Here is a 13,017-nt window from a genome sequence, read left to right on the forward strand (position 1 = left end):
TTTAGCCCCTAAACGCTTTGAGGCGGGTCAGCGAGGAATCCTTGCCAAGGATCACCATGGATTCAAAGAGCGGCGGCGAAATCTTGCGGCCGGACAAGGCCGTACGGACGGGGCCAAAGGCCAGGCGCGGCTTGACGCCAAGGCCTTCCACCAGGGCCGTCTTGAGGGCTGTCTGGATCGACTCGGCAGTCCACTCCTCCAACGGCTCCAACGCCGCCAGCGCAGCATCCAGGACCTCTGTGAGGTTCTCGGGCATGCCCTTGAGCGCATCCTCGGCGACGTCAACGGCGTCGTCCTTCTTGAAAAGGAACGCCAGCATCTCGGGAGCCTCACCCAGCAAGGTGATGCGTTCCTGGACCAGCGGGGCGGCCTCGGTGAGGATTTCCTCCTCGCGGGCGCTCAGGGTCTCCCCCACGACTCCCTCAGCCTGCAGGTAAGGGACCAGGCGGTTGCGGAAATCTGTGGCATCAAGCAGGCGCACGTGGGTTCCGTTGATGGCCTCGGCCTTTTTGATGTCAAAGCGCGCCGGGTTGCCCAGGACGTCGTGGATGTCAAAGTTTTCCACGAGCTGGGCCACGGTGAAAATATCCTCATCGGCGGAGAGCGACCAACCCAGCAGGGACAGGTAGTTCAACAGTCCTTCGGGGATGAAGCCACGGTCTCGGTGCAGGAACAAGTTGGACTCGGGGTCACGCTTGGACAGCTTCTTGTTGCCGGCCCCCATGACGTAGGGCATGTGGCCAAACAGCGGCATGTATTCCGCCACGCCAACCTCGTACAACGCGTAGTACAGGGCAATCTGGCGGGGCGTGGAGGAGAGCAGGTCCTCGCCGCGCAGCACGTGGGTGACACCCATCAGGGCATCATCGACGGGGTTAACCAGCGTGTACAACGGCGCGCCATTGGGGCGGACAATTGCGTAGTCCGGGACTGATCCTGCCTTAAAGGTGATCTCGCCCCGGACCAAATCTGTAAACGTGATGTCAGCGTCCGGCATGCGCAGGCGCAGTGCCGGCTGGCGTCCCTCCGCCTTGTAGGCGGCAATCTGCTCAGGCGTGAGGTCACGGTCAAAGTTGTCGTATCCAAGCTTAACGTCCCGGCCGGCCGCCTTGTGGCGAACTTCCACCTCTTCGGGTGTGGAATACGACTCATAGGCGTGCCCGCCGGCAACGAGCTTGGCAATGACGTCGGTGTAGATCTCCCCGCGCTGCGACTGGCGGTAGGGTTCGTGCGGGCCACCAACCTCAACACCCTCATCCCAGGTGATCCCGAGCCACTTGAGGGCATCCAGAAGCTGGAGGTAGCTTTCCTCGCTGTCACGCTTGGCGTCGGTGTCCTCGATGCGGAAGATCATCTTCCCGCCGGTGTGCCGGGCGTAGGCCCAGTTGAACAGGGCCGTGCGGATCAACCCGACGTGGGGCGTTCCGGTGGGCGAGGGGCAAAACCGTACCCGTACAGGAGTTTCGGCGGTGACAGTGGGGATCGAGGCAGCATTAGTCATGATGAGATCTAGTTTAGCCGCCCCCTGCAGCCCTGCCGACGAACCCAGCGCCGCTGATGTGCCGGCACACGACCGCGGCTTCCTCAAGGGAATAGTTACGAAACCATTGACAGCCCTTCCCGCAACGGCGTAACGTACAACCAAATGGTTGTAGATGAGCTGAGTGAACCCGACATTGACCGCCTGTTTCAGGCGTTCGCAGATTCCACCCGCCGTGACATTGTCCGCAGGGTCACTGTGGAGAGCTATTCGGTGTCGGGATTGGCGGCCCTCTATGACATGAGTTTCGCGGCGGTCCAGAAACATGTGGCCGTATTGGAACGCGCGGCCCTTGTCAGCAAGGAAAAGCACGGCAGGGAGCAACTGGTGCGGGCAAACCATGAAGGATTGCACAAGGCCCGGCAGCTGCTAAGTGAATACGAAGCGATCTGGCACCAGCGGGCCGCCCGGATCGCAGACATTGTGGCACAAGGATAACGAAAGGCATCGCCATGACTGTTGTTAGTTCCACCAAAAACCCCGAGGCACTGAGCTTCACCATCGTGAGCGAGTTCGCCGCCGGCGTCGAACGGGTCTGGCAGATCTGGGCGGATCCACGCCAGCTGGAACGCTGGTGGGGCCCGCCCACGTGGCCGGCCACCTTTGAACACTTCGACTTCAAACGAGGCGGGAAGATCGCCTACTTCATGACCGGGCCCGACGGCGAAAAGGCCCGGGGCTGGTGGCACATCACCGCCGTCGCCGCGCCGCACATGCTGGAGTTGGACGACGGTTTTGCCGACGAGAACGGGGATCATGTGGACGCCATGGGCGTGACCCGCATGACTGTCACCCTGGAGGACTTTGGCGACAGCACGCGCATGACCGTGTCAAGTGTTTTTGAAACGGCCGAACAGATGGAGCAGATGATCGCCATGGGCATGGAAGAGGGCATGGGCCAGGCCTTGGGCCAGATCGATGCAATCCTTGCCGGGCAGTCCGTCAGCTAGGAGTCCCTGAACGAAAAATGCCGCCGTTCCCGCTTTTTGCCACAGGTATATCGGTGGCATTTTGCGGGAGCGGCGGCATTTTCCCCAACCTCATCCGGATCAGTGGGTGTGGTGCGAGGCTTGCCGTTGGTAGACGGGCGTGTCCAATCCCTCCATCCGCGCCTTTAGCTGCAGGGCCAGGTACTTGGAGTAGTGCCGGCTCTGGTGCAGGTTGCCGCCGTGGATCCACAGGTTCTCGACGTTGGTGGGCTTCCACATATTGCGCAACTCGCCCTCCCAAGGGCCGGGGTCCCGCGTGGTGTCGGAACCGTAGCCCCAACATTTGCCCACGGAGTCGGCCACCTCGGGTGAGACGAGGTCCGAGAGCCAGCCGTTCATGGAGCCGTACCCGGTGGCGTACACGATCACATCGGCTTCGAGTTCCGAGCCATCCTCCATCACCACGGCATTGCCGGTGATCTTGGTTACCTGACCGGTGGCGAGGTTGACCCGGCCGTCGATGATCAGCTGCGAGGCGCCCACATCGATGTAGTAGCCGGAGCCGCGCCTCAGGTACTTCACGAACAATCCGGAGCCGTCCTCTCCGAAGTCCAGGTCGAAACCGGCCGCGGCCAAGCTGTCATAGAACTCTGCATCCCTGCTGGCCATCTCGGCATAGACGGGCTTCTGGGCGTCAGGCAGGATCCGGTAGGGCAGCGAGGCAAAAAGCAGATCAGCCTTGTCAGTGGTGACCCCATTGGCCAGGGCCTTCTCGGAATACAAGTTCCCCAAACCCAGATCCATGAGCGATTCGCTGCGGGAGATGTGCGTGGAGGAACGTTGCACCATGGTGACATCGGCTCCGTGTTCCCAGAGGTCGGCACAGATGTCGTGGGCTGAATTGTTGGAGCCGATAACAACGGCCTTCTTGCCCGTCCAGTCACCGCCGCCCGGATGCTTGGAGGAATGGTATTGCGCCCCCAGGAAACTCTCCTTGCCGTCAAAGTCGGGGACATTGGGGTACCCGGAGACGCCGAGCGCAAACACGAGTTGCTTGGGGCGCAAGGTGACGGGAACGCCGTCGCGCTTCACTTCCACCACCCATTCACCGGCGGCCTCATCATAGGCGGCCTTGGTGGCCTCCGTACTGGCCCAATAGTTCAGCTCCATGATGGCCGTGTAGTGCTCCAGCCAGTCGCCGATCTTGTCCTTGGCTGCAAAAACGGGCCAGTCATCGGGGAAGTTCAGATACGGCAGGTGGTCATACCAAACGGGATCGTGCAGGTGCAGGGACTTGTAGCGATTGCGCCAAGAGTCACCGGCGCGGGCGTTCTTCTCCACCACGATGGTGGGCACGCCCTGACGGCGCAGGCGGGCAGCAAGGCCAATGCCACCCTGACCGCCGCCGATGATCAGAGTGTTCGGCTGCTCGTCATAACCCAGCCGTGCCTGATCTTCCTCCTTGCGTTCCAGCCAGGACTTGCGGCCGCGAGTGATCTCATGGGCAACACCCCGCTCCCGACGCACGCCCTTCTTCTCCTCAAAACCCTTCAGTTCCTGCATGGTAGTCAGCAGCGTCCAGCACTTGCCGTCCTTGAGCCGCAGGTGGCCGTAACCATTGGCGGCGCCGGTCTCGAAGGTGATCCACGCTTCGGTGTTTTCAGTGTCACCGGTGGCGTCCTCGGCCATGGCCCACTGGCTCGGAGCCACATGCTCCAGCCGATCCGCGAGCATCTGAGCGATCTGCCCCTTCCCTTCAAACGTTTTCAGGTTCCAAGTGAAGGCAACGAAGTCGCGCCAGTAACTGTCTTCGGCAAATAGTTCAGTGGCCGCGGCAACGTCTTTGGCCTGGAGCGCCGAGTTGAGGTTGGCGAGCCAGTCCGCGACGATGCTCGCGGGGGTTGGATCCGGGGTGTGTGACATGTTCACTCCTTTGTGTACATCAGGAAATTTGACTGCGGGATTCCTGCGGTTTCACCCGGAAGGCCGGGAGCGTAGGCTTGTCAAACGTGATTGATCTCACAAGTAAAGCCCTGCGGGGGTTGCATGGGCGTTACACCCCAAGATTCTCCGCGCACGGCCCAGGTCCTCAACTCAAGGGAGAGTGCATGTTCCAGCTGCTGCCAAGCTCCGGGTCAACGCCGTCTCCGGCCATCGCGGCCCTGCGCTTCTCCGATCCGGTCAACTATGCGCGGCTGTTACGGACTGCTCACGACGACGTCATATCGGGTGCACACCGGCCGGAAATTTCGGCAGGCATCCAAGAATCCTGGCGCAGATCGCTGGCTTTGGGGATAAGCCCTGACCAGCACAGCCCCAAGCACGTGCGGGAGCCGTTGGACGCCGTCAGCCTACGTTCCAGCCACCCGTTGGCTGCCGCCGTGCCCGCCTTGACAGAGCTGCTGGGCGACGACTCCCCTGACGGCCAGCAATTGCTGATCGTTACGGACGCCATGGGTGAGGTGCTGTGGCGGATCGGCAGCAAGGACGCGCTGACGCTGGGCGAATCGTTGGAATTTGTGGAGGGCGCCGACTGGTCCGAATCCGGAACTGGCACCAACGCCATTAGTGAGGTGTTGCGCACGGGTTTACCCGGTCAGTTGTTTTCCGCTGAACATCTGGTGCGCACCCACCATGACTGGGCGTGCACGGCTGCCCCGATCCGCCACCCCGTCAGCGGAGACTTACTCGGCGTGCTGGATGTCTCGGGCCCGCTGGCGACGTTGACTGCAGACTCCCTGCGGATGGTGCGGTGCGCGGTCCGGGCGGCCGAGGAAATCATCGGCCGCGGGCATTCCCTGGGCCGAGCTCGTGGGGGTACTGCCGGTTCCAGAACTACTACCGGCGCGTTGTCAGCCCAAGGTGACGGGCCCGGCGTCGAACATACAGGCCATGGCATTGCCGCCATTGAACTTTTAGGTGAGAAACCAACCCTGGTGCACGCTGATGGGCGCCGTGTGCCATTGGCGCTGCGGCGGGCGGAAATTGTGGCGCTGCTGTGTTCGCGGCAGCAGGGGTGGAGCGCCGACGAGCTCGCCTATGAGTTGCTTGGGGAGCAGGGAACCGCGGCGACGGTGCGCATCGAGATGCATCGACTCAAGGCTGCGCTGGGGCCCGTGATCGCATCGAATCCGTACCGTTTGGCCGAGTCCGTCCGTGCCCAGGTGGATGCCTGCACTGTGTGGACAGCGCTGCGTGGCGGGGATATACATGCCGGTTTAGCAGGTTACACGGCGCCGCTGCTGACGCGGTCAACAGCGCTGGCCGTGGAGTTGCTGCGGCAGGAGCTGGATGATTCGGTGCGCAACGCCGTGCATTCGGGTGCATCGGTGCCGGTGCTTTCGAGGTGGCTGGAAACAGACATGGGCGCCGGGGACTGCGCCGCAGTGGCGGCACTGGCGCAGCTGGTGCCTGGCTCCGATCCGCGCGCGGCAGTTTTCGCCGCCCGTGCACAGCGGCTGGAAAACGAGCTGCTTTAGATCCCGTCGGTGGGGACCTAACATCACCAACCGTCTGCTGTTCATAGACAAATTTGTAGGCCAATTAGCGGCTGCCCGTGTCTGCTGGCATTCCCTTCCTGCGGGCGCGGATGACAGTCAGAGCGTGAGGCCCAACGCAATCACACTCACCTCTCCTTGGGTCACGGTTTCATAACGGTTGACTTAAGTGCCACCTCCTCATGTATGTTACTCGGCAGTAGCTTAAGTTGTTAGCTACATCACATACTTCCAACTTTCGTGAGGAACTGCCCATGACCCGCAGCAATACAGGCGTGCCGCAGCACAGGACCGTCAGAAACCATTACATTGCCCACGCCGTTCTTGCCCTGCTGGTCCTGGGGCTGATCGTGTTCTTCGCCCTGACCACAACCAAGATTGCCACCGGCGCTTCACAGCTCAACGATGGCACCAAGCTCACCTCGGCCGGCGCCAACAAGCTCCAGCAGGGCGCCACCGATCTGGACGAGGGCGCGGCCGCCTTGTCAAAGGGTGCGGCCACAGTGGCTGAGGGCGCCACAGACGCAAGCAACGGCGCCAGCAAACTCTCCAGCGGAGCAACGGCGCTCAGCGAGGGCGTTGAAGACAAGCTGCTGCCCGGACTCGCGGGCGCCAATGACGGCGCCCACGCATTGTCAGCCGGAGCGGCCAAAACGGCGGCCGACGTCCGCAACAAGCTCGCCCCGGGCGTTTACTCCGTTGCCGATGGCGCCAATCAGCTGGCTGCCGGCGGGACGGACCTGTTGACCGGTGCCTCAACCATCGCCGACGGCGTCAAGAACCAGCTTGCCCCTGGCGTATTTGCCGCCAACGCCGGCGCTCAGGAACTGTTCGCCGGGTCCAAGGCGCTCCAGTCCGGCGCCGCATCCCTGGCAGACGGCGTTGCCACCAAGCTGGCACCCGGCATTGGGGCAGTGAACAAGGGCGCTGGCGATGCGGCGGCTGGTGCAGCCACAATTAACGCCGGAGCGCAGCAGCTGAGTGCCGGGGCAGCCACAGCCTCCACCGGCGCTGCAGCTCTCGGTGCCGGCGCCGCACAGGCCAACGCCGGAGCCCAGCAAGTGAGCACCGGGGCGCAAGGGCTGGCCGCCGGTGTCTCGCAGCTCTCGGCAGGTCTTTCCGCCTCGTCCACCGGTGCAGAACCGCAAAACCTGGCTGACGGCGTGAACCAATTGGCAGCCGGGGCAACACAGTTGGCTGGTCAGGGTTCCGCTGCGGGTGCTCCGGCCGGGGGCATCGCGGCCTTGAGCGAGGGAATGTCACAGCTGCTTGCCTATTCCAAAGCCAACCCGGCCACACCTGTGGGCGCACTTCTGGATAAATTGGCCGCGTTGGAGGCAGGCGCCCAGCAGGCTGCCGCAGGAAGCTCGGATCTTGCCGCCGGGAGCCAGCAGCTCAAGGCCGGCTTTGGCGTGTTGGGCCAAAAACTCAACAGCACCGATCCCGGCAATCCAGGCCTCGTGGCCGGTGCGCAGCACCTATCGGCCGGAGCCAAACAACTGGCCGATGGAACAACACAACTGTCCGCAGGGCTCAATGGCGTGCCCAACGATGCCACCCAACCAGGACTTGTTGCCGGCACCCGTAAACTCGCGGTCGGCGCCGCTGCGGTTTCCGAGGGAACCAAGCAACTCGCGGACGGGACCACGGCACTGCACGCGGGTACCCGGCAACTGATGGTGGGCGTCCATGGCATGCCCAATGATCCCTCCCAGCCAGGCCTGCTCAACGCGGTGCAGTCTCTGGCAGCCGGATCCACCACCCTCTCCACTGGCACCGGCAAGCTCTCCGCCGGCACCGGGCAAATCGCCTCCGGCCTGACAGGCTCAGCTGGCACTCCGGGTCTCATTGACGGCACTGCTGAACTGGCCGCCGGCAGCTCGAAGCTCTCTGCTGGCACGGAAAAGCTCTCCGCTGGCACCCAGCAGCTGGTTTTCGGCATGGACGGAACACCCGGAGATCCCGAGCGCCCCGGCCTGCTGTACGCGACCAAGAACCTGGAATCGGGCACGGAGAAGCTCGCCGCCGGCACCGAGGCACTCAATGAGGGCGTCGCGGGGACTCCGGATCAGGCCGGATCGGGCCTGCTGGCCGGAAGCAAGACGCTGGCCGAAGGTGCTGGAAAACTTGCTGCCGGCAACACGGCGCTGGCAGATGGAAACTCGAAACTTGCCGCCGGCTCCTCCGCCCTGGCCAACGGAGCCAGCCTCATGGCTGACGGGGCGGATGCACTGGCTGCTGGCAACAGCGAAGTAGCCGACGGCACTTCGGATCTGTATTCCGGCGTTTCGGCCGTAACCCCGGCCGGAGCAGTCTCATCACCGGCTCCCATCCTGGCAATCGTCGGCGCACTTCTGGTGGCCATTGCCCTGACGCTCATGCTCCGCCGTCGAGCTTCAACGCGGCGGGACTAACGCCCAACAGGTGCCAACGAAAAATGCCGCCGTTCCCGCTTTTTGCCACAGGTATATGGGTGGCATTTTGCGGGAGCGGCGGCATTTTTGGCTGATGTCAGCTGAACAGTTGGCTCTTGGGCTCGTTGTTCTTCACGAACTGCCAGCCAATCCACAGGACCACGGCAAAGAACGGGATGGTGCACAGCGTCCACAGGCCCAGCATGAATACGCTGCCATCCGGGGCCGTCATGGTGTCGAAACCGATCAGTACCGTGATGATGAGCAGGGCAATCAGGCCAACCCAGCTGGTCCAGGGCGAACCGGGCATGGGCAGGGATGAGACTTGCCCCTTCTTCTTGCGCAGCATGATCTGGCTGGCGAAGATGGAGCCCCAGGTAAAGATCACACCGATCGAGGCGGTGTTCAGCGCCAGGTCGAAGGCGTGCGAGCCACCGAGCCAAATGTTGGCCAGCACGCCCACCACGTAAACTCCGGCGATGCTCAGGATGGCTGCGTACGGCACGTGGCGTGAGGACATCTTGGTCAGCCAGCTGGGTGCGTGGCCGTTGTTGGCCATGGTGCGGAAGATGCGTCCGATCGAGTACAGCCCGGAGTTGCAAGAGGACAGGGCTGCGGTGATGACCACAAAGTTCATGACCGAGCCCACCCAGTCAAGGCCCATGGCGGTGAAGACCGTGACAAACGGGCTCTCACCGGACTTGTACTGGTCCGAGGGCATGATCATGGCCAGCAGCGTGACCGAGCCAACGTAGAACACCACAATGCGAACCACCACTGCGCGGATGGCCTTGGGTACTTCGCGTTCAGGATTCTTCATTTCGCCGGCCGTAATGCCCACCAGTTCAATGGCGTTGTAGGCAAAAATCACTGCGTTCAAAACCAGGATCATCACCAGGCCGCCCTTGGGGAACATGCCGCCTTGTTCGTGGAACAGGTTGCCAACGCTGGCCTGCCCGGCGCCCACGGAGGCGTTGGTGATTACCATGTACGTTCCCACGGCGAGGAAGATCAAGATGGCGCCGACCTTCAGGCAGGAGGCCCAGAACTCAAATTCACCGAAGGCCTTCACGCTGAGCAGGTTCACCGCCACCAGCAGGATCAAGGCACAGAAGGCGCTCACTTCAACGGGAACACCTGGGAAGAAGTATTGGAAATATAGGCCGATGGCGATGAGCTCAGCCACGCCCGTCATGGCCCAGTTGATGAAGTACATCCAGCCGGAGAGGAACGCGCCCTTTTTGCCGAACAGTTCACCAGCGTAGGAAACAAAGGATCCCGAGGTCTGGCGGTACATGATGAGTTCGCCCAAGGCCCGCATCAGCAGATAGGCAATGACGCCGGCAATGGCATAGGAGAAGATCAGGGACGGACCGGTTGATGCGAGCCGGCCACCGGCTCCCATGAACAAGCCCACACCAATGGCGCCACCCATCGCGATCATGGTGACCTGGCGACGGTTGAGAGTTTTTTGGTATCCCTCGGCTGTGATGTCGTCCGAGCCGGCCAGAGGTGTTGCTGTGTCAGTTGCTTCGGTGCTCACGCAAGGTCCTTTTAGTCGAGGTTCGCCCCACTAACAGAAGTCTAATATTCGTGGTTTTATCACAAACACAGGCTCAAAGGGCTACACAAGCGTACTACGACGAAATAAGTGCGTGATGCCAATCACAGCAAAATTTGCCCTTAAATTGTCTGGGATGACAGAACTGACGCTTTAAAATACATCAATACCCGCGAATTTTCGGCGCGGAGCGACCAGTCATAAATTCGGCAAGAAAGTTTTCATGAATCGGGTCGGTCAGGGACAAGTACAGGCGGTTCAGTGCTGTGCGTCGCGAAAAAGGAGCGCAGCCTGAACCCTGTTGTCCAGTTCCAACTTGGCCAGGATCCGCGAGACATGGGTCTTCACCGTGGCCTCACTGAGGAACAAATTCTGCCCTATCCCGTCATTGCTCATCCCCTGCGCCATGGCGTGGAGCACCTCGGCCTCGCGCGCCGTCAAGCGGTCCAGCCGGGCCAGCGCCGCGTTCGCCTTTGTCGCCGCGGCACGCATGCGGGTCCGCTCGATCAGACGTTTCGTCACCGTGGGAGCAAGCATGCCCTCCCCCGCCGCGACCGCCCTTATAGCGTGAAAGAGCCGTTCCGGTTCGGTGTCCTTGAGCATGAAGCCCGCAGCCCCAGCTTCCAGGGCGGCAAAAACGTGGTCGTCAAGGTCAAAGGTGGTGAGCACCAGAACCTGCGGAGCCTGTTGCAGCGCGCGCACTTGGGCTGTTGCGGTGATGCCGTCGCCGTCGGGCATCCGAACGTCCATCAGTACGACGTCGGAGCGCTGGGTCTGCGCGCACCTCACCGCCTGCGGTCCGCTGGCTGCCTCGCCAACCACCGTCATGTCGAGGCGGGAGTTGACCATTTTCACCAGGGCAGCACGGACCAGCTGCTCGTCATCGGCAACAATCACCCGGATTTTATCCATCACAGCGCATCTCCGGTAAATTCCTGCTTGCCCTGCTGCTGGAGCGGAATGACTGCACGCAATTCAAAGCCGGATTCCGTTGGCCGGTGGTCCACGGTGCCGCCCAGGAGTTGGACCCGTTCGGCAAGGCCGATCAAGCCCAGGCCGGCCCCCAGCGCCGGTTCGCCCATGCCGCTGGTACCGTTCACAACTGAGATGTGGAGGACCGAGCCGCCGGATTCAGCGCTGCGCCGCTCAAGCGTCACGGCTGCGGCTGCCTCGGGGGCGTGACGGGCCACATTGGTCATACCCTCCTGCACCACCCGGTAGGCTGCCCGACTGGGCGCGTCAGGAATGCCGTTGCCCAAGGTTGGGTTGGGCGTGTAGCCAACGTTCAGACCGGCCTGCCGCCATTCGGCCACGAGTCCTGCGATCTCTTCGATCCCCGACGGCGCTGTGCGGGCCAATGCGGCGTGCGACGCTCCGGATTCGCGCAAAACACCCAGCACATCGCGCAGTTCGCCGAGCGCGGCATGGGCAGTTTCGCGGATCAATGTGGCAGCTTCGGCTGTTTCGGCGTCGGGGGCGTCAACCTGCAAGGCCGCGGCCTGAACAGCCACCAGCGACATCCTGTGGGCCAGGGTGTCGTGCATTTCGCGGGCGATCCGGTGGCGCTCGGCCAACTTACTCGTTTCAATGTCAGCAACTCGTTCCGCTTCGACGCGCCCTGCCCGTTCCTTGAGGGAGACCAGCCGCGATTGCCGCAACCTGGCCCTCTGGCCGCGATAGGCCCCCCAACCAGCAATGGCCACCAGCAGGACCACCCCAACCAGCGCAACATCCCAGCCCCATGGCCCCATGCCCAGCAGCGCTTCGGCTCCGATGGATAGGGCAACTATGACCGCGACCCACCACGACAGTTGGCGCTTGGCCAGCAGGAACAAGGCCACAAAGAACGCGATGCCGCTGAAGGACAGCGCACCAAGGACTGCAGTTAATGCGGCCACGGATTTTGGGAAGCGGTGCCGCCAGATGAGGGCAACGGCAGCCACCGGAGCTAAGAGGGGAGCGAATCCGAATCGGGCCCATTCAATGCCAGCATGCTCCGGGTCGGGAACAGATCCACTGTCCATGCCCAATCCGACCGAGATGACGGAGAGCAGCACATCGGCAGCGGCCACGACGATGACCAGCAGCACCGTTCGCCACACGCTGCCATCAAGCAATTTTTTTGTGTTCATACTTCGAGCCTAAAAGTCCCGCCATGGCCGACGCATCCAACTAAAGTTGTCACTCCCGCACAACCCATCCCCCAACAAACCCACATTTCACCTAAAACTGCAGTGCCGCCGTCGTGAGTCCACGACGGCGGCGCACAGGAGCGGCTGGGGACTAGCGGCGGACCACGGGGTTGGAGAGGCGGCCGATGCCCTCGATCTCGACGTCATAGCGGTCGCCGTCGTTGAGCAGGTCAACACCGGCCGGGGTTCCTGTCATGATGACGTCGCCCGGCAGGAGGGTGAAGGCGTGCGAGACGATCGAGACGAGTTCGCGGACGCTGCGGACCATCTGGTTGCTGCTGCCGTCCTGGCGCAATTCGCCGTTGAGCCAGCCCTTGATGGACACGTCATCGGGGTCCAGCTCGGTTTCGATCCACGGGCCAAGCGGGGCGGACGTGTCAAAGCCCTTGGCGCGGGCCCACTGGCCGTCGCCAGCCTGGACGTCGCGGGCCGTGAGGTCGTTGCCGCAGGTGTAGCCGAAGATGACCTCATCCACCCGTGACTCCGGGACGTCCTTGCAGATGCGGCCAATGACAACGCACAGCTCGGCCTCGTAGGAGACCTCCTCGGAGAATTCAGGCAAAACGATGGGCTCGTTGGGGCCAATCACGGAGGTGTTGGGTTTGAGGAACAGCAGCGGGCTCTCAGGCACCTCGTTGCCCAATTCGCGGGCGTGGTCGGCGAAGTTGCGGCCCACCCCTATGACCTTGCTGCGCGGAATGATCGGGGCTACCAGGCGCACATCGATCAACGGGTACTTGATGGTGGTGAGTTCGACGCCATTGAAGAAAGGATCGCCCTTGATGACAGTGACAATCTCACTGCCGACCTCCCCTTCCACAATGCCGTACATCGGGTCATTATCAACAACAAAACGGGCTATACGCATGTGTTTTAGTGTATCG

Annotated in this window: 10 protein-coding genes; 4 read left to right on the forward strand and 6 right to left on the reverse strand. The window is 62.3% G+C overall.

Translation table 11 applies throughout. The features are described from left to right. Position 1 precedes the first annotated feature (1 nt). Positions 2 to 1,501 (reverse strand): glutamate--tRNA ligase, encoded by a 1,500-nt coding sequence (gltX, locus tag CVS28_RS05785; RefSeq protein WP_103464454.1) that lies wholly within the window; start codon positions 1,499 to 1,501, stop codon positions 2 to 4. Positions 1,502 to 1,645: 144 nt separating this feature from the next. Between gltX and CVS28_RS05790 the strand changes: the two genes are divergently transcribed. Next, complete coding sequence (locus tag CVS28_RS05790; RefSeq protein ID WP_103480976.1) at positions 1,646 to 1,978, forward strand: ArsR/SmtB family transcription factor; 333 nt, start codon at positions 1,646 to 1,648, stop codon at positions 1,976 to 1,978. 14 nt (positions 1,979 to 1,992) lie between these two features. After that, the gene (locus tag CVS28_RS05795; protein ID WP_103464456.1) at positions 1,993 to 2,490 is read left to right on the forward strand and encodes an SRPBCC family protein; all 498 of its coding nucleotides are present in this window, start codon (positions 1,993 to 1,995) and stop codon (positions 2,488 to 2,490) included. Positions 2,491 to 2,589: 99 nt separating this feature from the next. On the opposite strand, the gene CVS28_RS05800 is transcribed toward CVS28_RS05795, so the two are convergent. After that, positions 2,590 to 4,392, reverse strand: a complete 1,803-nt coding sequence (locus tag CVS28_RS05800) for an NAD(P)/FAD-dependent oxidoreductase (RefSeq protein WP_103480977.1) — start codon at positions 4,390 to 4,392, stop codon at positions 2,590 to 2,592. Between the two features lie 185 nt (positions 4,393 to 4,577). Here CVS28_RS05800 and CVS28_RS05805 point away from each other — a divergent pair, with 185 nt between their 5' ends. After that, positions 4,578 to 5,948 (forward strand): GAF domain-containing protein, encoded by a 1,371-nt coding sequence (locus tag CVS28_RS05805; protein WP_103480978.1) that lies wholly within the window; start codon positions 4,578 to 4,580, stop codon positions 5,946 to 5,948. 272 nt (positions 5,949 to 6,220) lie between these two features. Continuing rightward, positions 6,221 to 8,380 (forward strand): YhgE/Pip domain-containing protein, encoded by a 2,160-nt coding sequence (locus CVS28_RS05810; protein ID WP_103480979.1) that lies wholly within the window; start codon positions 6,221 to 6,223, stop codon positions 8,378 to 8,380. Positions 8,381 to 8,477: 97 nt separating this feature from the next. On the opposite strand, the gene CVS28_RS05815 is transcribed toward CVS28_RS05810, so the two are convergent. The 4 genes from CVS28_RS05815 to CVS28_RS05830 form a co-directional block, all read right to left on the reverse strand. Beyond that, positions 8,478 to 9,923 carry an amino acid permease gene (locus CVS28_RS05815; protein WP_243399720.1) on the reverse strand — a complete coding sequence of 482 codons (1,446 nt, stop codon included), beginning with the start codon at positions 9,921 to 9,923 and terminating at the stop codon, positions 8,478 to 8,480. Between the two features lie 276 nt (positions 9,924 to 10,199). Then, entirely contained in the window at positions 10,200 to 10,853 is a 654-nt protein-coding gene (locus tag CVS28_RS05820; protein ID WP_103480980.1) for a response regulator, read from the reverse strand. Continuing rightward, the gene (locus CVS28_RS05825; protein ID WP_103480981.1) at positions 10,853 to 12,073 is read right to left on the reverse strand and encodes a sensor histidine kinase; all 1,221 of its coding nucleotides are present in this window, start codon (positions 12,071 to 12,073) and stop codon (positions 10,853 to 10,855) included. The genes CVS28_RS05820 and CVS28_RS05825 overlap by 1 nt, the downstream gene beginning before the upstream one ends. Before the next feature lie 151 nt (positions 12,074 to 12,224). Next, positions 12,225 to 13,001 carry a fumarylacetoacetate hydrolase family protein gene (locus CVS28_RS05830; protein ID WP_103464462.1) on the reverse strand — a complete coding sequence of 259 codons (777 nt, stop codon included), beginning with the start codon at positions 12,999 to 13,001 and terminating at the stop codon, positions 12,225 to 12,227. Positions 13,002 to 13,017 lie beyond the last annotated feature (16 nt).

It is taken from the genome of Arthrobacter glacialis (assembly GCF_002909415.1).
In the GTDB taxonomy this organism is placed as follows: domain Bacteria; phylum Actinomycetota; class Actinomycetes; order Actinomycetales; family Micrococcaceae; genus Specibacter; species Specibacter glacialis.